This is a genomic window from Herbiconiux aconitum (assembly GCF_024979235.1).
GTDB lineage: Bacteria > Actinomycetota > Actinomycetes > Actinomycetales > Microbacteriaceae > Herbiconiux > Herbiconiux aconitum.
The window spans coordinates 855,044-877,114 of sequence record NZ_JANLCM010000002.1 but is presented as its reverse complement, the minus strand read 5'-3'; the positions used below and the strand labels follow the sequence as shown (position 1 = coordinate 877,114).

Here is a 22,071-nt window from a genome sequence, read left to right as displayed (position 1 = left end):
TTCGTTGATACGCCGTGTTGGCAGGACTAGATGGCGTGCAGGGGCTTGCCGGCCAGCGCGAGGTGCGCTTCACCGAGCGCCTCGTTCTGGGTGGGGTGCGCGTGGATGAGCGACGCCACGTCTTCCGGGTACGCCTCCCAGTTCACGATGAGCTGGCCCTCGCCGATCAGCTCGCCCACGCGGGCGCCGATCATGTGGATGCCGATGACCGGGCCGTCGTTGACGCGCACGACCTTCACCGAACCCGTGGTGCCGATGATGTGGCTCTTGCCGTTGCCTGCCAGGTTGTAGTCGTAGGCCGAGATCTTGTCGGCGCCGTACTTCTCGGCGGCCTTCGCCTCGGTGAGCCCCACGGAGGCGACCTCGGGGTCGGAGTAGGTGACCTTCGGGATGTTGACGTCTTCGACGACCTGCGGGTTCAGGCCCGCGATCTCCTCGGCCACGAAGATGCCCTGCTGGAACCCGCGGTGCGCGAGCTGCAGCCCGGGGACGATGTCGCCCACGGCGTAGACGCCCGGAACGCTCGTCTCGAGGCGGTCGTTCGTGATGACGAAGCCGCGGTCGATCGTGACGCCGGCTTCCTCGAATCCGAGACCCTGGGTCGCGGGGCCGCGGCCCACCGCCACCAGGAGGAGCTCGCCATCGAAGGTCTTGCCGTCTTCGAGCGACACGACGACGCCGTTCTCGTTCTGCGTCACGCCCGAGAAGCGGGTGCCGAGGTTGAAGGCGATGCCGCGCTTGCGGAAAGCGCGCTCGAACTGCTTCGAGATCGCCTCGTCTTCGTTGGGCACGAGGTGGGGGAGCGCTTCGACGATGGTGACGTCGGCTCCGAACGACTTCCAGACGCTGGCGAACTCGACGCCGATCACGCCGCCGCCGAGGATGACGACCTTCTGCGGAACGTGGTCGAGCGTGAGCGCCTGCTCCGAGGTGATCACCCGGCCGCCGATCTCGAGGCCGGGGAGGGTGCGGGAGTACGAGCCGGTGGCGAGCACGATCTTCTTGCCGACGATCGTGTCGTCGCCGACCTGCACGCTGGTGGGGGAGGTCAGGCGGCCCTCGCCTGCGATGGTGGTGATGCCGCGGGCCTTAACGAGCCCCTCGAGTCCCTTGAACTTGCTGGCGACGATGCCTTCGCGATAAGCGGTGACCGCGGCGATGTCGATGCCGCCGAAGGTGGTGTTCACGCCGTACTTGCTCGACTCGCGCGACACGTCGGCCACCTCGGCCGAGTGCAGGAGCGCTTTGGTGGGGATGCAGCCGCGGTGGAGACAGGTGCCGCCGACTTTGTCTTTCTCGATCATCGCGACCGAGAAACCCAGCTGGCTGGCCCGCAAAGCGGCCGCATAGCCGCCGCTGCCGCCGCCGAGAACCACAATGTCAAAATTCTGTTCCGACACCAAGCAACTCCCTCGTGCATCAGGATTCCGCCGTGCGCCGTTCAGACGCTGGAGGAGATGGGCGAGATTTTTTCGCCCATACGACCTTACTACGCGCGGGAGGACCGCTCGGCAAATCGGAGAAGGGTGCGAACGGTCACTCCGGTCGGCCCCTTGCCCGTGAATCCGTAGCCGGAATCCTTGTTCTGAGCGGCCCCCGCGATGTCCAGATGCACCCACGGGATGCGCTCACCCTGCTCGTCCTTGCCGACGAACTCCTGCAGGAACACACCGGCCACCAGCATCCCGCCCGCCGTGTTGCCGGGCTTGACGTTCGCGATGTCGGCGATGTCGGAGGCCAGCAGCGGCCGGAGCTCGGAGGGCAACGGCATGTGCCAGAGCGTCTCGCCCACCTCGCGGGCCGACTCGAGCACCTCGGCCACGAGCGCGTCGTCGCCCATCGTCGCCACGTAGCGGTTGCCGAGGGCGACCACGGCGGCGCCGGTCAGGGTGGCGACGTCGATGATGGCGTCCGGATGCTCCTCGCTCGCGGCCACCAGGCCGTCGGCCAGAACGAGCCGGCCCTCGGCATCCGTGTTCAACACCTCGACGGTGCGGCCGCCGCGGATGGTCAGCACGTCGCCCGGGCGGATCGCGTCGCCCGACGGCATGTTCTCGGCCAGGCATAGCCAGGCGGTGAGGTGAACCGGCAGCTCGAGGTCGGCGGCGGCGAGCACGGTGGCGAGCACGGTCGCCGATCCGGCCATGTCGTACTTCATGCCGATCATCGACACCGGCGGCTTCAGCGAGAGCCCGCCGGTGTCGAAGGTGATGCCTTTGCCCACCAGGGCGACGTGCCGGTCGGCGCCCGCGGGGTAATAGTCGACCCGCACCAGTCGGGGCGGGCGCGTCGAGCCCTGGCCGACGCCGGCGATGCCGCCGAAGCCTTCGGCCACCAGCTCCTGCTCGTTCCAGACGCTCACACTGAGCGGCCGCCCCGCGGCGAGTTCCTGAACGCGCGAGGCGAAGTTCGACGGGTAGAGATCGAGGGCGGGGATGTTGACGAGGTCACGCACGAGGGCGACGGCGTCGACGGATGCGCGTGCGCGGCGGAGTGCGCGGCCATCCGCCTCCGCATCATCCGCGCCGACGACCGCGATCTCGCGAGGCTCGCCCGGCACCGCAGCGGCGCCCGATCCCGCCGTTTCGTCGCGGCCGGCGCCGCGGTAGTCGGTGTAGTCGTAGGAGCCGAGGCCGGCTCCCTCGAGAACCGCCTCCAGTTCGGTGGCCGACGAGACACCGAAATCGATCACCAGGCGCTCGCGTCCGCCGAGGCGTCGAGCGGCGACGCCGGCTGCATAGCGGAGTTCCTCGGCGCCGACCGCTCCGCTGCCCAGCCCGACCACCGCGATGCTCGCCGCCGTGACGTCGGCCGGGGCCGGCAGCCGCACCAGCTCGTCTTTCTTGCCGGTGAAGCCCACGGCGATGAGCGACGCCGAGAGCCCGTCCAGAACCTCCCCGCGCACCTCGACGGTCTCCGCGCCGCGTTCGCCACCCACCGATGCGGCCACGACGAAGACATCGGATTCATGGGGTTCGGAACCGGAGAGGAGGGAGACGATCGCTGAGGTCATGCCGCCATGCTAGCCGCGGCCGGCTGAACGCCCTCGGCCCGGCGCCCCGGTATTCCCGATCCGTGTTCGCTCTCGGCATGCCAGCGGAGCCAGACGCGCGAAGAGCGCCGGTTTAGAGTTGATGCATGGAACAACCGAGCGGACTCTATGAAGTCGTGGCCGATGCCGGTCTCGTTCCCGACGGGCTCCATCTCGTCGCCGCACTCACCGGATTCACGGATGCGGGCGGCGCGGTCGCCCAGCTGGGCGAGTACCTGCTCGACAACCTCGACAACACGGTGGTGGCCGAATTCGACGCCGACACCCTGCTCGACTACCGCGCGCGCCGGCCCATCATCACTTTCGATCAAGACCACTTGAGCGACTACGAGCCGCAGAGTCTGCGGCTCTACCTCATGAGCGACGAGCTGGGTCAGCGCTTCCTCTTTCTCAACGGCTTCGAGCCCGACTTCCAGTGGGAGCGGTTCAGTGCGGCCGTGATCGAGCTGGTGCAGATGTTCCACGTGAAGACCACCACGTGGGTGCACGCCATCCCGATGCCCGTTCCTCATACCCGGCCGATCAGCGTCACCGTCAGCGGCAACCGCATCGAGCTGATCGACGCCCTGTCGATCTGGCGGCCGAGCACGCAGGCTCCGGCGAACGCGCTACACCTGGTGGAGTACCGCCTGCAGGAGCTCGGGCATCCGATCACCGGATTCGTGCTGCTGGTTCCGCACTACCTCGCCGACACCGAGTTCCCGAGCACTGCGCTCGTGGCGCTCGAGAGCATCAGTTCGGCCACCGGGCTGATCTTCCCGACGGATCGGCTCCGCGAGGAGGGGCGGGTGTTCATCGGCAAGATCGACGAGCAGGTCGAGTCGAACGCCGAACTCGGCCGCCTCGTGCACACGCTCGAGGAGCGCCACGACACCTATATGGAAGGCAACAGCCTTCGTTCGCCGTTGACCGACGTCGATGGCGAACTGCCCTCGGCCGATGAGATCGCCGCCGAGCTGGAGCGCTTCCTGGCGGGCAATCGCCCCGGCGACGACCCGAACGACGGTCGAACCCGCTGACCGAAAGCCCGGCTCTCCGCGAGTAGGCTGACGGCGGTGAACTCCCGTCGCTCCTGGCTCGTCTTCGCCGTGGGCGTGTTCGCCTACATGGCGGCGGTGCTGCAGCGCACCACGCTCGGAGTGGCCGGAGTGGATGCGGCCGATCGCTTCGACACCACCGCGGCCCTGCTCTCGAGCCTCGCGGTGGTTCAACTCATCGTCTACGCGTCGCTGCAGATCCCGATCGGGCTGCTGATCGACCGGGTGGGCCCGAAGCTGTTGATCTGCACCGGAAGCGCCGTGATGGTCGTGGGCCAGGTCACCCTGGCGTTCGCGCCCACCATCTCCGTCGCGATCGTCGCGCGCATCCTGGTGGGTGCAGGCGACGCCGCGGTCTTCATCTCGCTGATCCGCTTGATCAACTCGTGGTTCCAGGGGCGACTGGTGCCCCAGCTCTCGCAATGGACGGGCAACATCGGCGCGATCGGACAGATCCTGTCCGCTCTGCCCTTCGCCTGGATCTTGCACCAGGCCGGCTGGTCGGTGGCCTTCTCCTCGGCGGCGGCGGTCTCCTTCGTGGGTTTCGTGCTCGGCGTCACGCTGCTGGCGAACCGGCCGCCGCACGTGCCGGAGCCGGCTCGCGCCGCATCCGTGCGGGAGGCGATGCAGGGTCTGGCGCAGACCGTGCGTCGCCCCGGCACCCAGCTGGGGTTCTGGTCGCACTACATCACGCAGTCCTCAGGCACCGTGTTCGCGCTGTTCTGGGGCTTCCCGTTCATGGTGTCGGCCCTCGGCTTCGAACCGGGCTTCGCGTCGTTCATGCTCGTGCTGATCGTCGTGTCCGGGCTCATCGCCGGGCCGATCCTCGGCCTCCTGACCGCGCGCTTCCCGCTGCGCCGGTCGAATCTGGTGCTCGGAATCACCGCGACCCTGGGTCTCGTCTGGGCCGTGCTGCTGCTGTGGCCCGGGGTTCCGCCGACCTGGTTGGTCATCGTGCTCGTGATCGCGATGGGCGTCGGCGGACCGGGGTCGCTCATCGGCTTCGACTTCGCCCGCTCATTCAACCCCATCCGCTCGCTCGGATCGGCCAACGGCATCGTGAACGTCGGTGGATTCACCGCGAGTTTCGTGATCATGTTCCTGATCGGTGTGCTGCTCGACTTCCAGTTCGATGCCGGGGTGAGTTCGAGCCTCTACGACCTCGACGCATTCCGTCGTGCATTCACGGTTCAATACCTCGTGATCGGCGTCGGTGTGCTCATGTTCGTACGCGCCAGGCGGCGCACGCGGCGCAAGCTCGAGGAGGACGAGGGAATATCTGTGGGCCCCATCTGGGTTGCACTGTACAGAGCATGGAGGCGCCGGGGGCCCTGACGGCGTTCCGACCGGTCATTCCATGCAATAATTGATAATCAAGACCCGTTCTTGTGCACGGATGCAGCTTCACCTTCGGCTGCAAAAACCCGGCACTTGACATGGGTCTTAGTAATGTCCAAAAACATCTTCACACGACGGGAATCTTGCCAGGGATCTTGCACCTCCCATCCCGGTCGCGTGGCATGAAAGGTGAAGTAATGGCCACCCCCAAGTCCGCAGACATCCTCGAGAAGGCAACGACGCCTGACGAGGTCGAGTCGGCAGCGCAGCGCCCAGCGGCCAAGCGCGCGCCGGCCAAGAAGACCGCCGCCAAAGCCGCGCCCAAGAAGGCTGCCAAGGCGACCGCGAAGAGCAACGACGACTCCGACGACATCGAACCCGATGACGAGGCCGTTGTCGACGACGCTGTCGAGGAGACCGCCGACGACGTCGAGGTCGTCGCCGACGACGCCGACGATGCGGATGCCGACGGCGACGACAAGACCGCCAAGCCCGCGGCCGCCGAGGCGCCCCTGCCGAGCGGTGCCCTCGTGCTCTCGCTGGTCGACGACGAAGACGATGTTCCCGTCTACTCGAGCACGATCACCGGCGCCACGGCCGACCCGGTCAAGGACTACCTGAAGCAGATCGGAAAGGTCGCGCTCTTGAACGCGGCCGAAGAGGTCGAGCTCGCCATGCGCATCGAGGCGGGTCTCTTCGCCGAAGACAAACTGGCCAACACCGAGAACCTGACGCCGGTGCTGAAGCGCGAGCTGCAGTGGGTGGCGAAAGACGGCCAGCGGGCCAAGAGCCACCTGCTCGGCGCGAACCTGCGCCTCGTGGTCTCACTCGCCAAGCGGTACACGGGTCGTGGCATGCAGTTCCTCGACCTGATCCAGGAGGGCAACCTGGGCCTCATCCGTGCCGTCGAGAAGTTCGACTACACCAAGGGCTTCAAGTTCTCGACCTACGCGACCTGGTGGATCCGTCAGGCCATCACGCGTGCGATGGCCGACCAGGCGCGCACCATCCGCATCCCGGTGCACATGGTCGAGGTCATCAACAAGCTTGCCCGCGTGCAGCGCCAGATGCTGCAAGACCTGGGTCGCGAGCCCACGCCCGAAGAACTGAGCCGCGAACTCGACATGACGCCCGAAAAGGTCGTCGAGGTGCAGAAGTACGGCCGTGAGCCCATCTCGCTGCACACGCCGCTGGGTGAAGATGGCGACAGCGAGTTCGGCGACCTGATCGAAGACACCGAGGCGGTCGTTCCGGCCGACGCGGTGGGCTTCACGATGCTGCAGAAGCAGCTGGAATCGCTCCTCGATTCGCTCTCCGAGCGTGAGGCGGGCGTCATCCGGATGCGCTTCGGACTCGGTGACGGCATGCCCAAGACCCTCGACCAGATCGGTGACACCTTCGGTGTGACGCGTGAGCGCATCCGTCAGATCGAGTCGAAGACGATGGCGAAGCTCCGCCACCCGTCCCGGTCGCAGTCGCTGCGCGACTACCTCGAGTAGGCCGGTGGGGCTCCGCACCAGCACGGCCGTTCTCGTCGGGCGAGCCGTCCGCGTCGCCGCGCGCCTGCGCGGCGGCGGCTCGGCCATCCCCGGCAACATCGCGCTGAAGATCGACCCCGGATTCCTCGAACGCACCATCGCGCGGATTCCCGACGGCGTCGTGGCGGTCTCCGGATCGAACGGTAAATCGACCACCACGAACATGCTCGCCGCCATCATGCGGCAGCACGGTCTGACGGTGTTCACCAACCCCTCGGGCGGCAACCTTCCCCAGGGCATCGCCTCGGCGCTGCTCTCCGAGGTGTCGCTCGGCGGTCGGCTCGACTCCGACATCGCGATCCTCGAGGTCGACGAGGGCTACGGAACCAGGCTCGCTGAACTGCTGAAGCCGCGCACGGTGCTGCTGCTCAACATCCAGATCGACCAGCTGAACCGCTACCACGAGCCCGATCGCGTGGCCGGGATGCTCGGTCGCGTCGCCGCCTCTGCCACCGAGGGTCTGGTGCTGAATCGCGAAGACAACTTCCTGGTCGATCTCGACGCCCGCATTCCGGCCCGCGAGGGTCGTGCCGTGTCGTTCTTCGGCGGCGTGCCCGCGCTGGTGGATGCCGCGAGTCACGGTGTAGCGTCGGCCGACCGCTTCGGTGACTCCACCGTCGCACCCGGGTCGCGGCCGGCCGCGGTCGAGGTCGTCGCGCTCGAGGGAGCCCGGGCGACGCTCGACATCGACGGCACCCTGGTCTCCGTGAAGCTGCCCGCCCGCGGCATGCACTACGCCCTCGATGCCGCCGGCGCCGCCGCTGCCGCACGCAGCGTGCTGGGCGACCGCTTCAAGCCCGAGCTGGTCACGCGCGCCCTCGACACCCTCGAGACGGTCTACGGCCGCGGCGAGTTGCTCGAGGTGGAGGGCGAGCAGATCGAGATCATCATGATGAAGAACCCGGCGAGCCTGCAACTCAACCTCGACTCGCTCGAGGGCGCCCCGGAGCAGGTGTTCATGGCCGTCGACGAAGGCACGCCCGATCCGTCGTGGATCTACGACATCGACTTCTCGGCGCTCGACCACGTCGACGGGATCACGGGATCGAAGGCCTGGCAGTTCGCCGTGCGCCTGGGTTACCTCGGGATTCCCGTCGGGTCGGTCGACCTCGACGTCAAGGCCGCGTTGAAGGCGTTCCTCGCTCTGCCTGCTCCCGCGATCGGCCACAAGGTGATGATCTTGAATTACGAGCAGATGATGCTGATCCGCAAGATCCTGGGCTTCAAGGAGCTCGAGGGCGGGGGACAAGCGTGACTCTGCGCATCCTGCACCTCTTCCCGCGCCTCCTCGGCCTGAACGGCGAGAGCGGCAATGTCGAGATCCTTCGGCTCCGATCGGAGTGGCGAGAGCTGCCGGTCGAGGTCATCAGCTACGACGGGGGCGATCCGCTCCGCTTCGACGAGGCGGACCTCGTGTTCATGGGCAGCGGCCCCGTCTCGGCCGAGGTTCGCGCGCATCCGCTCGTGCTCGGCATCGGTGCCGAATTGCGTGCTCTGGCTTCTGACGGCGTGCCGTTCCTGGCGATCGGCGCCGGCTTCCAGCTGCTCGGCGAGAGCGTGACGCTCGAGGGTGGCGAGGTGCTCGAGGGCGCCGGCGTCTTCCCGGTCACCACCCGCCACGGCGGAACCCGGGTGGTCGGCGACTTCGTGGTGGAGTCACCGCGGCTCGGCACAGTCGTGGGCTTCGAGAACCGCGGGTCGTTCGTCGACGTGGGAGGGCATCCGACGCTCGGCCGAGTCGTCTACGGGCGCGGCAACACCGAGACCCCCGGCGAGGAGGGCTTCTGGGAGGACAACCTCCTCGGCACCCACCTGCACGGCCCCGTGCTGGCCAACAACCCCGGCCTCGCCGACTCCCTGCTCGACACCGCCCGCTCGCGCCGCGGCCTGTCGTACGTCGACGCCGCCCCCGAGGCCCTGCGCGTGGTCGACGACCGGGCCCGCCACGCTCGGGAAACGATCGCGGCGGCCCCGCTCAGCGAGTAGCAGCTAGAAATTATGCAAATGAAGAGGACCGACCCCATAGAGGGCGTCGGTCCTCATCATTTGCGTAATAACTAGCAATCAGACGTCGATGCGGTCGCGCGACATGTTGTCGGAGCCGGCGATGATGAACTCCTTGCGCGGTGCCACCTCGTCGCCCATGAGCAGCTCGAACATCTTCTCCGCCACCGCGGCATCAGCCACGCCCACCCGGCGCAGGGTGCGGTAGCGCTTGTCCATCGTGGTGGAGGCGAGCTGGTCGGCATCCATCTCGCCGAGACCCTTGTAGCGCTGGATCGGGTCTTGGTACTTGCGGCCCGACTTCTTCAGCGCGGCCAGCACGGCGTTCAACTCGGCCTCGGAGTAGGTGTACATCGTCTCGTTCGGCTTCGAGCCCGGGTTGATCGCCACCACCCGGTGCAGCGGCGGCACGGCGGCGTAGACCCGGCCGTCTTCGATCAGCGGCCGCATGTACCGGAAGAAGAGGGTGAGGAGGAGGGTGCGAATGTGCGCACCGTCGACATCGGCGTCGCTCATCAGGATGATCTTGCCGTAGCGCGCCGCCGACAGGTCGAAGGAGCGGCCGGAGCCGGCGCCGATGACCTGGATGATGGAGGCGCACTCGGCATTCGAGAGCATGTCGGCGATGGAGGCCTTCTGCACGTTGAGGATCTTGCCGCGGATCGGCAGCAGTGCCTGGAACTCGCTGTTGCGCGCCAACTTCGCTGTGCCGAGGGCCGAGTCGCCCTCCACGATGAACAACTCGCTCTGCGCCACGTCGGACGAGCGGCAGTCGACGAGCTTGGCCGGCAGCGTCGAGGATTCGAGCGCGTTCTTGCGGCGCTGGGTCTCCTTGTGAGCGCGCGCGGAGATGCGCGACTTCATCTCGGCCACGACCTTGTCGAGCACGAGTGCCGACTGCGCCTTGTCGTCGCGCTTGGGCGAGGCGAACCGGTCGGCGAGCCCCTTCGTGACGACCTGCGACACGATGGCGCGCACGGCCGGGGTGCCGAGCACCTCCTTGGTCTGACCCTCGAACTGCGGTTCGGGCAGGCGCACGGTGAGCACGGCGGTGAGACCGGCGAGCACGTCTTCTTTGTCGAGCTTGTCGTTTCCCACCTTGAGGCGGCGGGCGTTGGCTTCGACGCTCTGACGCAGGAACTTCAGAAGCCCTGCCTCGAATCCGGCCTGGTGCGTGCCGCCCTTCGGGGTGGAGATGATGTTGACGAAACTGCGGAACTCGGTGTCGTAGCCGATGCCCCAGCGCATCGCGAGGTCGACGGCGCACTCGCGCGAGAGCTCCGTGGGCACCATGGCGCCGTGCTCGGAGAGCACCGGCACGGTCTCGGTGAAGGTTCCGGTGCCCTGGATGCGCCAGACGTCGGTGATGGGGGAGTCGGGCGCGAGGTGCTCCACGAACTCCGAGATGCCGCCCTCGAAGCGGAACGACTCGTGACGCGGCTCCTCACCCCGTTCGTCGTCGATGGTGAGCTTCAGTCCGGGCACGAGGAACGCCGTCTGTCGCGCGCGCACGGTCAGCTCGTCGGTCTGGAACTCGGCACCGCGCGTGAAGATCTGGCGGTCGGCCCAGTAGCGAACACGTGTGCCGGTCTTGCCGCGCGCGACTTTGCCGACCACACGCAGTTCGCTCTTCTTCTCGAAGGGCGTGAAGGGTGCATCCGGGCTCACCGGCCTGCCGTTGTCGTCGAAGACGCCGGGCTCGCCGCGGTGGAACGACATCGCCCAGGTCTTGCCGTCGCGGTCGACCTCGACGTCGAGGCGCTCGGAGAGGGCGTTGACGACGGATGCTCCCACACCGTGCAGACCGCCGGATGCGGCGTACGAACCCGAGCCGAACTTGCCGCCGGCGTGCAGTTTGGTGAAGACCACCTCGACACCGGAGAGACCGGTCTTCGGCTCGATGTCGACCGGGATGCCGCGCGCGGTGTCGCGCACCTCGACGCTGCCGTCGTCGTGCAGCACCACGTCGATGTCGGTGCCATGGCCGCCGAGCGCCTCGTCGACCGAGTTGTCGATGATCTCCCACAGGCAGTGCATGAGACCGCGTGAGTCGGTGGAGCCGATGTACATGCCGGGCCGTTTGCGAACCGCCTCGAGTCCTTCGAGAACGGACAGGTGCCGGGCAGAGTAGTCGGACGGTGATGCCACCGGGTCTCCTTCGGGTGTCGCGGGGAACGCACGGGCGTTCCGATCTCCAAGGCTAACCGCCTGCAGGGGGAGCGCCTGCGCACGACACCCTCCGCGTATTCCCGGTACGCGCACAGCGAAACACAGCCGATTGTCGCTTGGCCGTTACATAACAGTGCTTTGATGGCTCTACCAGCCAGTTCACGTTCGAGACGCTAAGGAGCCGAAGATGCAGTCAGTTGCAGCAGAGACCAGCGCTGTGTCCGACCTGGAGAACGCCTATCAGCTCACAGCGGCCGACCGTTGTGACAGCTGCGGGGCCCAGGCCTACATCCGCGTCGACATGCCCTCGGGTGGAGAACTCCTGTTCTGTGCCCACCACGGGCGCAAGTACCAGGAGAAGCTCTCCCAGGTGGCCACCGGATGGCACGACGAGTCAGCAAAGCTGAACGAGCGCCCCTAACCGGATTCCGAAACGGCCCCCACTGCGATCTGATCGCGGCGCGGGCCGTTTTCGTTTGCCCGGGAGGCGGCCCGTGCCCGGGGGCGGCCGGTGCCCGGGGGCAGCCTGGCGAGCGTCAGATCCGAGTCGCACCGATCGAGCCCACCACGCCGCCCAGCGCCACTCCCGATGCGTCGCGCTTGGCGCCGACATCCGGAAGGGTGCGGGCGGAACCGTCTGTTCCCACGGCCAGCGCGGGTGCGCGACCCGCCCAGGCCGCCGTCAGAACGTCTTCGCCCTTCAGGAAGCGGTGCGCGCGCACCCCGCCCGTGGCCCGGCCCTTCGGCGGGAATTCGGCGAAATCGGAGACCTTGCCCGACCCCGCATCGGTGCCCGCGAGGGTCGAGGTGCTGCCGGAGACGGTGACCACCACGGCGTCGTCGCCATCGGGCACCGAACCGAACCAGATGACGGTGGCACCCGCGCCGAGGTTGATGCCCGCCATGCCGCCCGCGGCCACGCCCTGCGGCCGCACGCTCGCCTGGAAGAAGCGCAGCAGCTGCGCATCCGAGGTGATGAAGACCAGTTCGTCTTCTTCGGCGTGCTGCGCGACGCCGACGACCGAATCGCCGGGCTTGAGCGCGATGACCTCGAAGTCGGGCCGAGGCGGGTAGGCGCCGGCCGTCACCCGTTTGACGACGCCCTGGGCGGTGCCGAGAGCGATCGGCACGCTTGAGCTCAACGAGACCAGGCCCACGATCTTCTCGCGCTTGGAGTCGATGGCGAGGTAGTCGCCCACCTTCACGCCGGCCCCGAGCTGCACGGAGTTCGCCGGCACCGCCGGGAGGTCCATCACGGGCATCCGGATGAGCCGGCCGGTGTCGGTGATCGCCCCAACTTCTGAACGGCGCGTGGTGTCGACCTGGCTGCGGATGGCGTCGTGCTTGCTGCGTCGCATGTTGACGGCCGGCCCGTCACCTCGCTCTTCGTCGCTCTCTTCGCGATCGACGCGCACGACGCGCCCGGTAGTGCTGAGGTACACGGTGCAGGGCACATCGGCCACCTCGAGCACGGGCTGCGCCTTCTTCGAGGTGGTGGCGAGCGAGGGTCGCGCTTCGGTGAGCAGGGTGCGACGGGGTGTGCCGAACTTCTCGGCCACCTCGTCGAGTTCGTTCGAGACGGTGGCCCGGATAAGCGCCGGGTCGGCGAGCAGGGCTTCGAGCTGCGCGATCTCCTCCCGCAGCTTGTCGCGCTCGGCCTCCAACTCGATGCGGGAGAAGCGCGTGAGTCGGCGCAGGCGAAGCTCGAGGATGTAGTCGGCCTGCAGCACGCTCAGCTCGAACACGTCGATCAGTCGCACACGCGCCTGGTCGGTGTCGTCGCTGGTGCGGATGACCTGGATCACCTCGTCGATGTCGAGGATGGCGATCAACAGGCCCTCGACCAGGTGCAGGCGCTCGCGGCGCCGATCGAGTCGGTAGCGGGTGCGCCGTGTCACGACGTCGATGCGGTGGTTGACGTAGACGACCAGGAGATCGCGGAGCCCGAGCGTGAGCGGGCCGCCGTCGACCAGCGCGACGTTGTTGATGTTGAAGCTGTCTTCGAGCGGGGTGAGCTTGAACAGCTGCTCGAGCACCGCTTCGGGGTTGAATCCCGTCTTGATGCCGATCACGAGGCGGAGGCCGTGCGTGCGATCGGTGAGGTCGGTGACGTCGCTGATGCCTTGGATCTTCTTCGAGGTGACGCCGTCTTTGATCTTGGCGATCACCTTCTCCGGCCCCACGAGATAGGGCAACTCGGTCACCACGAGCCCGGTCTTGCGGGCGCTCAGCGTCTCGATCGACACCTTCGCGCGCGTCTTGAAGCTGCCGCGGCCCGTCTCGTAGGCGTCGCGCACCCCGGCGAGGCCCACGATCGTGCCTCCTCCGGGGAGGTCGGGGCCGGGGATGAACGACATCAGGTCGTCGAGCGTGGCATCCGGATGCTCGATCAGGTAGCGCGCGCCTGCCACCACTTCGATCAGGTTGTGCGGCGCCATGTTGGTGGCCATGCCGACCGCGATGCCGCTCGCGCCGTTCACCAAGAGGTTGGGAATGGCCGACGGCAGCACGTCGGGCTGCACGAGCTGGTTGTCGTAGTTGGGCACGAAGTCGATGACGTCTTCGTCGAGCCCCTCCACCATCGCCATCGCGACCTGGTCGAGGCGGGCCTCGGTGTACCGGGAGGCGGCGGGTCCGTCGTCGAGCGAACCGAAGTTGCCGTGGCCGTCGATCAGCGGAACCCGCATCGTCCACGACTGCGCCAGGCGAACCAGGGCGTCGTAGATGGCGGTGTCGCCGTGCGGGTGGAGCTTGCCCATCACCTCGCCCACGACCCGGGCGCTCTTCACATGTCCCCGGTCGGGGCGCAGGCCCATGTCGCTCATCATGTAGAGGATGCGCCGCTGCACGGGCTTCAGGCCGTCACGGGCATCGGGGAGGGCACGCGAATAGATGACCGAATACGCGTATTCGAGGAACGAATCCTGCATCTCCGTCGAGACGTCGACATCGAGGATCTTCTCAGCGCCCGTGCCAGAATCGGTGGAAGTGGGATCGTTCGTGGCTGCTGTCATTCCTGTGTTTCTCGAGCGTGTCGGGGTGGTTCCGGATGATTCCGGTCGGCGCGGAGGGTATCGGGCCGCGACCGGAGGTCGTGTGCCAGACTGGGCCGAATGTCCACCATGCTACCGACGCGGGCGGCCGAGGGGCCGACGCTCGCCGACGTGTTGCCGAGTTGCGTCTCGTCGCTGGGCGGCCAGCCCAACCGACTGGAGCTGCCGGCGGCCGAGCGCGTCGTGGTGGTGCTGGTGGACGGGCTCGGTTCCACAGTCCTCCGAGCGCGCTCGGGCCATGCCCGGGCTCTGAACGCCGGCCTCACCAAGCGCACCACCATCTCGAGCGGATTCCCCACCACGACCGCCGCTGCCCTCGCCACCCTGACCACGGGTGGTCGCCCCGGCGAACACGGGATCGTGGGCTACACAGCGCTCGTGCCGGAGCTCGGCGACGTGGTCAACCAGCTCTCCGGCTGGTCGGAGGCGATGCCGCCGGCCACCTGGCAACGCCTGCCGACGATCTTCGAGCGGTTGCGCGCATCCGGGGTGCCCTCGAACACCATCGGCCCGGCGAAGTATGCGGGCTCCGGTCTTACCCAGGCCATCTTGCGCGGCGCCGACTACGTGGCGGCCGGCTCGATCGCCGAGCGCTTCGCCGCCGCCCGCCGCCTCTTCGACGAGGGCGGCCGCCGGCTCATCTACCTCTACGTTCCCGAACTCGACCAGCTCGCTCACTCGCGCGGCTGGCAGTCCAGCCGCTGGCTCGCCACACTCGAACTGCTCGACGCCGAGTACGCCCGGTTCACGTCGACGCTCCGCCGAGGCGAGGGGTTGTTGCTCACCGCCGACCACGGTGTGGTCGACGTTCCGACGACCGGGCACATTCTGTTCGGCGCGACGCCCGAGCTGGTCGACGGGGTCGTGAAGGTGGGCGGCGATCCGCGGTGCCTGCAGCTCTACCTGGGCCCGGACGCGACGACGGATGCGCGCACGCGGCTCGCCGAAGCCTGGCGCGCCCGCGAGGGGCGGCGCGCCTGGATCGCCACCCGCGAGGAGGCGATCGACGCCGGATGGTTCGGACCGGTCGACCCCGAGGTCTTGCCGAGGATCGGCGACGTGATCGTGGCCGCCCGCAAGCTGGTCGCCTACTACGACGGGCGCGGGGGCGACGAGACCGGGCGCTCGATGATCGGCCAGCACGGCTCCATGACCCCTGAGGAGACCCTGGTGCCGTTGCTGCGGGCAGGGGCGTACCGCCTGGCCCAGTGATGCGCCTCCCGATCTTCACGCGCTGAGCGCGCGCACAGGGCTGCGAGGAGCTAGGCCGGATCGTCGTCCGACCGCGCGCCGAAGACGATCTCGTCCCAGCTCGGCATCGCGGCGCGCTGACGCTTGGCCGACGGCTGCTTGCCCGATGATCCGCTCGAGACGGAGGGTGCGGACGAACCCGACTGCGGGATCGGCGGCACGATGATCTCGGCCTCGAGACCCTCCAACGGGGTGTCGACGGGATCGATCGGCACGGGGCGCGGCCCGCCGAACACCGGCTCTTCGTCGTGCGCGGGCTCGAAGGCTGCCGCCTCGCGCTCCCCACGGCGACGTCGCAGTGCCTCGAGCAGATCGGCGGTCTGGTTGTGGTCGGCCGTGTCGGAGGTGTCGGGCGCGCGCTTCACCGCGAAGCCGTCGTAGGGGCGCTGCGCCTCCTTCGCCGGCCGGCCGGCCGAGAACAGTGCGGCCGTCGACGTGGCGCCGGCGGAGCCGGAGGCCGAGGCTGCCGACTCGGTGACCGGTGCCGGATCGCTCGAGGGCGCATCCGTCGTCGCGGCATCGGACGACGATTCGGCGTCGGGTTCGGCCGACGTGGCCGGCACCCGTTCGAGCGGTGAGAACGACCCGCTGTCGAAGCGCGCGTCGCCGCCCTCGGCCGGGGTCGACACCGCACGGAGCCGCGGGATGAGGCCTTCGCTCAACTCGCCGTGCCGCGACAACGTGGTCGCCTCGTTGTTCAGCGGGGTCAGCGCGTGCCGCTTGGGATCGAACTGCCAGCGGGCGTCGTGCTCGATCTCGCGGGAGCTGAACGTGAGTTTCACGATCCAGCCGGTCTCGTCTTTCCAGCTCGCCCAGCGGATGTCTTTCGCGTCGAGCCCCTCGAGGCGCTCCTCGAGGGCGTCGCCGAACGTGGAGAGCGGTTCTTCGCCGAGCGGGTCGGCGGGAGTCGTGGGCTGCACGGGAACGCGGAGGGCGGAGTCGACCATGAACTGACGCTCGGCGACCACGGGGCCTTCGAAGCGCTCGACGTATTCGACCGAGGCACCGGTGAGTTCGGCCACCTCGAAGGCGGAGAGGCCGGCCCTGATGTGGGTCTGGATCTCGCGCGGCGAGACTTTCTTGCCACTGGTCTGGGCAGCGACGCCCTGACGGAGTCGCGATTGGAGGACGTCGTCGATCACGATCCGAAAACGTTCGCCGCCGTCGCTCGAGACGAGCAACGCGCCGTTCTCGACTCCGATTACCGTCAAATCCTGCATGGTGAAAGGCCTCCAGAGGTCACTGTTCGCTGACAGGATGCCACGGAGACGCCCCGGAATCCGGGAATGTTCCGGGCGTGCCGCAAGTTGCAAGGGCCGTGAGTAATTACTGCTCATGCGACGGTTTGCTATTCGCGCCCGTTTGATGCAAACTAACGCCGCCGATTTCGTTAATGGGCTGTATTCAAGAAGTGGATGGGCATGGCGACTGATTACGACGCACCGCGCAAGACCGATGACGATTCCGATTCGATCGAAGCGCTGAAGGAGCGAGTTCCGGACAAGATGTCCGGCGTCGTAGATGTCGATGACGCCGACAACCCCGGCGGCTTCGAACTGCCGGGCGCTGACCTCTCCGACCTCGATCTGGACGTGGTCGTCCTGCCTCCGCAGGCCGACGAATTCACGTGTATCAGCTGCTTCCTCGTGAAGCACCGCTCACAGATCGATCACGAGGAGAAGCTCGGGGCAATTTGCGTGGAGTGCGCCTCTTAGCGCGACGCCGTCACCGCATCGATGAAATCGCCGGGACGCCGGGTCGACACCAGCCAGTAGGGTGTCGGATCCTGCGGATCGGCGATTTGCATTTTCACCACCGGATCGATCCAGCCCCGGATGCAGAGCCAGGCGCGCGCATCCGCCAGGCGGCCGCGCTGATCCCGAGCGTCGTCGCCTCGGTAAGCCGTGCATTCGCCGAGAAGATCGGCCGGGATCGTGGCGCGCCCGACGCGCACCGTTCCGGGGGACACCTCCAGCACCGGGCTCATCGCCCAGAGGGTGCCGATCAGCGCGAGGTAGAGCACCACGCCCACCACCGTGCCGACCAGCCACCCGTCGATCGTGGTCAGCGGGGCGAAGACGATGATGCTCGCCGGCACGACGAGGGCGACGGACACGAAGACCCAGAGCGAAGGAGAGAGCCTCTCCCGATAGTGCGACATGCCCCTATTCGATCATCCTTTCTGCACTACCCTCGACTCGTGACTTCTTCCATCGAGATCCTCATCAGCGCGCAGAACGTGCCCAACTATGCGCACCCAGGCGACGCGGGTGCCGATCTGCTCTCCTCCGAAGACCTCACCCTGGCGCCGGGGGAGCGGCGGATGGTCGGCACCGGCGTCTCGATCGCCCTGCCCGACGGCTTCGTCGCGTTCGTGGTGCCGCGGAGCGGCCTCGCCGCGAAGCACGGCATCACCGTCGTGAACTCTCCCGGAACGGTCGATGCGGGCTACCGTGGCGAGATCAAGGTCATCCTCCTGAACACCGACAGCCAGGTGCCGTACGATATCGCCGTCGGCGACAGAATCGCGCAACTGATCGTGATGCCGGTGACGCGAGCCGTGTTCGTGCCCGTCGAGACGCTCCCCGGGAGCCATCGGGGCGACGGCGGCTTCGGCTCCACCGGATACTCGTCGCCTACGAACGGAAACCAGTCATGAGCGACAACGAAATCGTCCCCGGCGACGCGCAGCCCGACTCCGAGCTCGAGGTGAGCGCCGAAGCCGACGCCCTCGACGCCCCCGACACCGACGCCGATCGCGACGCCAAGTCGGCACCGGCAGATCGTGAGACGAACGGACCCTTCGACGCCACCGAGGCGAACCCCGCCCGGCCCTACGTCGACCTCGGCGGCCTGAAGATCCTTCCCCGCGAGGGGCTCCACCTCCGTCTGGAGGTCGAGGAGGGCACCAACCGCGTGGTGGCGGTCGGCCTCGACTACGCCGGATCCACTTTGCAGGTGCAGGCCTTCGCCGCGCCCCGGTCGACCGGGCTCTGGCACGAGATCCGCGAGCAGATCGAAGACCAGATCCTCAAGCAGGGTGGCCAGAGCACCGCGCAGATCGGCGTCTTCGGGCCCGAGCTCGTCGCCGGTGTGCCGGCCACCGCGCCCGATGGCACACAGGGGCTTCGGATCGCCCGCTTCATCGGCGTCGACGGACCGCGCTGGCTCCTGCGCGGCGTGATCGCGGGCGACGCGATCACGAACCCCGCAGCTCAGACCGCACTCGAAGACCTGTTCCGCAGCGTCGTCGTGGTGCGCGGTTCCCAGCCCATGCCGCCGCGCGACCTCATCCCGCTCACTATTCCGAAGACCGCGGCCTCGGGCGGTTCCGCCCCTGCGGCCTCCTGACGATGCCCGACGACCGAGACCCCGCCGCAGCAGGCGTGCCGGATGCGCCCGACGAGCCGCAGCAGCCCGTCACCTTCCACGAGGCCTTCGCCCAGGCGGCGCGCAACGCCGGCATCGCTCAGGTCACCCCGGGCGAGACGCCGACCGGATCGTCGCTGCTCAAGGCGATCGGCGGTGTCCGCGGGCTGATCGAGTCGATCCTGCCCGGGCTCGCCTTCCTCGTCATCTTCACCGTCACGAAGAACCTGGTGCTCTCGGTCACCGCGCCGGTGGCGCTCTCGGTGGTCTTCGTCATCGTGCGGCTCGTCACCCGCAGCGCCGTGATGCCTGCCGTCGCCGGGTTGCTCGGTGTCGGCGTCTCCGCCGGTCTCGCCCTGTTCACCGGCCGCGCTGAAGACAACTTCGTGCTCGGCATCGTGATCAACATCGTGTGCCTTGTCGTGCTGCTCGTCTCGCTCATCGCCCGGCGCCCGCTGATCGGCGTGATCGTGAGCCTGCTGGTGAACGACCCGGGCGGCTACCGCACCGATCGTGCCAAGGGGCGCGTGGTGCTCGTGGCCACGTGGTGCTGGGTGGGCCTGTTCGCGACGCGCCTCGCCTTCGAGGTGCCGCTCTACCTCTCCGCCCAGACCGAGCTGCTCGGTTCGGTCAAGTTGATCCTCGGCGTTCCTCTTTATGCCGGAATGCTCTGGGTCACCTGGTTGCTGGTGCGGGCCGCGTATTCGAAGTCCCGGCCCACGGCATCCGCCGAGCCGTCCTGATCCGGCCTTCGGGGGAGCGACGGGGATGGGAGACGGGGGTCTCACCGAGGCGGAGGTCGCCGATCGGATCGCGCGCGGCCTGACGAACGTCGCCGACACGTCGACCTCGCGGTCGGTCGGCAGCATCCTGCGCGAGAACGTCTTCACCTTCTTCAACGCCATCCTCACCGTCTGCTTCCTCGCGGTGGTGCTGCTCGGCGACCTGGGCGACGGGTTGTTCTTCGGCATCGTGATCGTGAACTCGCTGATCGGCATCGTGCAGGAGCTGCGGGCCAAGGCGAGCCTCGAGCGTCTCGCGCTGCTGGCCGCTCCCGAGACAGTGGTGCGCCGCGGCGGTGAGGTGGTGGTGATCGCGCCCGAGCAGGTGGTGCAGGGCGACCTGATGCTGCTGCGCCCCGGCGATCAGGTGACCGCGGATGCGCAGCTCGACGCGGTCGCGGATCTGCTGGTCGACGAGTCGATGCTGACCGGCGAATCCGAACCGGTCGCCAAGCGGCCGGGCGACACCTTGCTCTCCGGCTCGCTCGTCGTCTCGGGCACGGCCGAGTGCCGTGTGACGGCCGTCGGGGCGCAGTCCTACGCCAACACCCTCACCCGGGAGATCAAGCGGCACACCCTGGTGCACTCGGAGCTGCGGGCGGCGACCACGCGCATCCTGGTGTATCTCAGCTGGCTGCTCATCCCCGTCATCCTGATCGTGATCGTCGGCCGCGTGCTGGTCTACGGCGCGATCGGCCCCGACGGGGTGTTCGAACTCTCCGACCTCGGGCAGGTTCCCATCGAGTCCTGGCGGCTCGCGGCGCTCGACACCGTGGCGAGCGTGGTGGGCATGATCCCCGAGGGGCTGGTGCTGCTCACCAGCCTTGCCTTCGGGGTGGCCGTCATCCAGCTCGGCCGGCAGAAGGTGCTCGTGCAGGAGCTCGCCGCGGTGGAGGTGCTCGCGCGCGTCGACGTGCTCTGCCTCGACAAGACCGGAACCCTCACGACCGGCGAAATCGGCTTCGAGCGTCTCGTGACGATCGACGACGGCTTCCGCGACGACGAGCTCGACGCCGTGCTCGGACTCATCGCGCACGACGTCGCCGCCAACCAGACCGCGCTGGCACTGCGCCCGCATTTCGGGGTCGACGCCTCGCCCGTGCTCGAACGCCTGCCGTTCAGCTCCCGGCGCGCCTTCAGCGCAATCACCTTCGAGCGCGACGGCCGACCTCAGACCTGGCTGCTCGGCGCACCCGAGCGGCTTCTGAGCGGGGCCCCGGATGCGCTGCGGCAGGCCACCGAGATCGCCGCGTCGGGCCGCCGCTCGCTCGCCCTGGGGCTCGGCACCGGGCTCGCGGGCGACTACGCCGACACCGAGTCGCCCGGCGCCGGTTTCCGCCCGGCCGCCATCGCCGTGTTCCATGAATCGGTGCGTCCGGATGCGCGCCCGACGTTGGAGTACTTCGACGAGCAGGACGTGCGGGTCGTCGTGCTCTCCGGAGACAACCCCGTCACGGTCGGCGCCATCGCGGGGGAGCTCGGCCTACCGGGCGAGGCCGTCGACGCCAGTGCGCTCACCGCCGACGGGGCCGTCGTCGACGCCCTGGGCGAGTCGAGCGTCTTCGGCCGGGTGGCGCCCGAGCAGAAACGTGCCGTGGTGCACGCCCTGCAGGCGCAAGGCCGCACCGTGGCGATGACGGGCGACGGCGTGAACGATGCGATGGCCATCAAAGACGCCGATCTCGGTATCGCCATGGGCAACGCCACGCCGGCCACGCGCGCCGTGTCGCGGATCGTGCTGCTCGAGGGGCGGTTCGACCGTCTGCCCACCGTGCTCGCCTACGCCCGCCGCGTGATCGCGAACGTGGAACGGGTGTCGAACCTCTTTCTCGCCAAGACCGTCTACGGCATCGTGCTCGCCCTGGTGAGCGCCGTGCTCTTGTGGAAGTTCCCGTTCCTGCCCCGGCAGATGACCCTGGTCTCGTCGCTCGCCATCGGCATCCCGGCCTTCTTCCTCGCATTGGCACCCAACAGCCGGCGTTACCGTCCGGGCGTGCTGAAGCGGGTGCTGGCGTTCTCCATTCCGACCGGTCTCATCGCCGCTGCGGCCTGCGTGGCGAGCTTCGCCGTGCTGCGCGACGCCCTGCCGCTCGGCGAGGCACGGAGCCTGGCCACCGTCACCCTGTTCATCGTGTCGCTCTGGGTGCTCTGCGTGCTCGCCCGGCCGCTCAGCGGCTGGCGCATCGGAATGGTGGCGGCCGTCAGCGCGGCGTTCGTGCTCGCCTATCTGGTGCCGCTCACGCGCGACTTCTTCGCGCTCGAGGTGCAGAGCATCCCGGCCCTGTACTACGCGGTCGGGGTGGGCGTCGCCGGCGCTCTCGGCGTCGAGGCGTGGTATCGCATCGCCCGCGCTCGGGGCCTCGTCTCCGATCGCGAATGAATGCGCTATATTTATCTTGACGTCAAGATAAATACGGTAGCGGTGGATGTCGCTCGGGATGGCCGGCGGTAAGGCTGGCCTTGCTAGCCATCCACCCC

The 22,071-nt window shown here is 68.1% G+C and carries 18 protein-coding genes; 12 read left to right on the top strand and 6 right to left on the bottom strand.

The genetic code is table 11. From position 1 onward, the window contains the following. Window positions 1-26: 26 nt before the first annotated feature. Window positions 27-1,400, bottom strand: coding sequence for a dihydrolipoyl dehydrogenase (gene lpdA / locus N1027_RS15655; RefSeq protein WP_259509061.1), 1,374 nt, complete (start codon window positions 1,398-1,400; stop codon window positions 27-29). A gap of 89 nt (window positions 1,401-1,489) precedes the next feature. Next, window positions 1,490-3,013: a leucyl aminopeptidase gene (locus N1027_RS15650; RefSeq protein ID WP_259509060.1), complete on the bottom strand. Its 1,524-nt coding sequence runs from the start codon at window positions 3,011-3,013 to the stop codon at window positions 1,490-1,492. A 125-nt stretch (window positions 3,014-3,138) separates the two neighbouring features. Here N1027_RS15650 and N1027_RS15645 point away from each other — a divergent pair, with 125 nt between their 5' ends. From N1027_RS15645 to N1027_RS15625, 5 genes are all read left to right on the top strand, one after another. Next, entirely contained in the window at window positions 3,139-4,071 is a 933-nt protein-coding gene (locus tag N1027_RS15645) for a proteasome assembly chaperone family protein (RefSeq protein WP_259509059.1), read from the top strand. A 36-nt stretch (window positions 4,072-4,107) separates the two neighbouring features. Then, window positions 4,108-5,424, top strand: a complete 1,317-nt coding sequence (locus N1027_RS15640; RefSeq protein ID WP_259509058.1) for an MFS transporter — start codon at window positions 4,108-4,110, stop codon at window positions 5,422-5,424. A gap of 200 nt (window positions 5,425-5,624) precedes the next feature. Further along, window positions 5,625-6,926 carry an RNA polymerase sigma factor gene (locus tag N1027_RS15635; protein ID WP_259509057.1) on the top strand — a complete coding sequence of 434 codons (1,302 nt, stop codon included), beginning with the start codon at window positions 5,625-5,627 and terminating at the stop codon, window positions 6,924-6,926. Window positions 6,927-6,930: 4 nt separating this feature from the next. After that, window positions 6,931-8,220, top strand: a complete 1,290-nt coding sequence (locus N1027_RS15630) for a MurT ligase domain-containing protein (protein WP_259509056.1) — start codon at window positions 6,931-6,933, stop codon at window positions 8,218-8,220. Beyond that, window positions 8,217-8,951: a type 1 glutamine amidotransferase gene (locus N1027_RS15625; protein ID WP_259509055.1), complete on the top strand. Its 735-nt coding sequence runs from the start codon at window positions 8,217-8,219 to the stop codon at window positions 8,949-8,951. Before N1027_RS15630 ends, N1027_RS15625 begins: the two co-directional genes overlap by 4 nt. A 78-nt stretch (window positions 8,952-9,029) precedes the next feature. Here the strand turns inward: N1027_RS15625 and N1027_RS15620 are convergent, their stop codons facing one another. Next, window positions 9,030-11,117: a DNA gyrase/topoisomerase IV subunit B gene (locus N1027_RS15620; protein WP_259509054.1), complete on the bottom strand. Its 2,088-nt coding sequence runs from the start codon at window positions 11,115-11,117 to the stop codon at window positions 9,030-9,032. A 208-nt stretch (window positions 11,118-11,325) separates the two neighbouring features. Here N1027_RS15620 and N1027_RS15615 point away from each other — a divergent pair, with 208 nt between their 5' ends. Beyond that, window positions 11,326-11,559, top strand: a complete 234-nt coding sequence (locus N1027_RS15615) for a DUF7455 domain-containing protein (protein ID WP_092552672.1) — start codon at window positions 11,326-11,328, stop codon at window positions 11,557-11,559. A 115-nt stretch (window positions 11,560-11,674) separates the two neighbouring features. On the opposite strand, the gene N1027_RS15610 is transcribed toward N1027_RS15615, so the two are convergent. Further along, window positions 11,675-14,152 (bottom strand): DNA gyrase/topoisomerase IV subunit A, encoded by a 2,478-nt coding sequence (locus N1027_RS15610; protein WP_259509053.1) that lies wholly within the window; start codon window positions 14,150-14,152, stop codon window positions 11,675-11,677. A gap of 99 nt (window positions 14,153-14,251) precedes the next feature. Between N1027_RS15610 and N1027_RS15605 the strand changes: the two genes are divergently transcribed. Further along, window positions 14,252-15,403: an alkaline phosphatase family protein gene (locus tag N1027_RS15605; protein ID WP_259509052.1), complete on the top strand. Its 1,152-nt coding sequence runs from the start codon at window positions 14,252-14,254 to the stop codon at window positions 15,401-15,403. Between the two features lie 50 nt (window positions 15,404-15,453). On the opposite strand, the gene sepH is transcribed toward N1027_RS15605, so the two are convergent. Continuing rightward, complete coding sequence (gene sepH / locus N1027_RS15600; protein ID WP_259509051.1) at window positions 15,454-16,662, bottom strand: septation protein SepH; 1,209 nt, start codon at window positions 16,660-16,662, stop codon at window positions 15,454-15,456. A 201-nt stretch (window positions 16,663-16,863) separates the two neighbouring features. On the opposite strand from sepH, the gene N1027_RS15595 reads away from it, so the two are divergent. Then, window positions 16,864-17,157, top strand: coding sequence for a DUF4193 domain-containing protein (locus N1027_RS15595; protein WP_022897746.1), 294 nt, complete (start codon window positions 16,864-16,866; stop codon window positions 17,155-17,157). On the opposite strand, the gene N1027_RS15590 is transcribed toward N1027_RS15595, so the two are convergent. Further along, the gene (locus N1027_RS15590) at window positions 17,154-17,603 is read right to left on the bottom strand and encodes a DUF3093 domain-containing protein (RefSeq protein WP_259509050.1); all 450 of its coding nucleotides are present in this window, start codon (window positions 17,601-17,603) and stop codon (window positions 17,154-17,156) included. The two genes, N1027_RS15595 and N1027_RS15590, sit on opposite strands and share 4 nt — an antisense overlap. A gap of 39 nt (window positions 17,604-17,642) precedes the next feature. Between N1027_RS15590 and dut the strand changes: the two genes are divergently transcribed. Genes dut through N1027_RS15570 form a run of 4 tightly spaced genes read left to right on the top strand, consistent with a single transcriptional unit; the run spans window position 17,643 to window position 21,973 of the window. After that, a complete protein-coding gene (gene dut, locus N1027_RS15585) occupies window positions 17,643-18,101 on the top strand; it encodes a dUTP diphosphatase (RefSeq protein ID WP_259509049.1) in 459 nt (152 codons plus the stop codon). Continuing rightward, complete coding sequence (locus N1027_RS15580; protein ID WP_259509048.1) at window positions 18,098-18,793, top strand: DUF3710 domain-containing protein; 696 nt, start codon at window positions 18,098-18,100, stop codon at window positions 18,791-18,793. Before dut ends, N1027_RS15580 begins: the two co-directional genes overlap by 4 nt. Before the next feature lie 2 nt (window positions 18,794-18,795). Continuing rightward, window positions 18,796-19,554, top strand: coding sequence for a DUF3159 domain-containing protein (locus N1027_RS15575; RefSeq protein WP_259509047.1), 759 nt, complete (start codon window positions 18,796-18,798; stop codon window positions 19,552-19,554). A gap of 25 nt (window positions 19,555-19,579) precedes the next feature. Continuing rightward, entirely contained in the window at window positions 19,580-21,973 is a 2,394-nt protein-coding gene (locus N1027_RS15570) for an HAD-IC family P-type ATPase (protein WP_259509046.1), read from the top strand. Window positions 21,974-22,071: the final 98 nt, after the last annotated feature.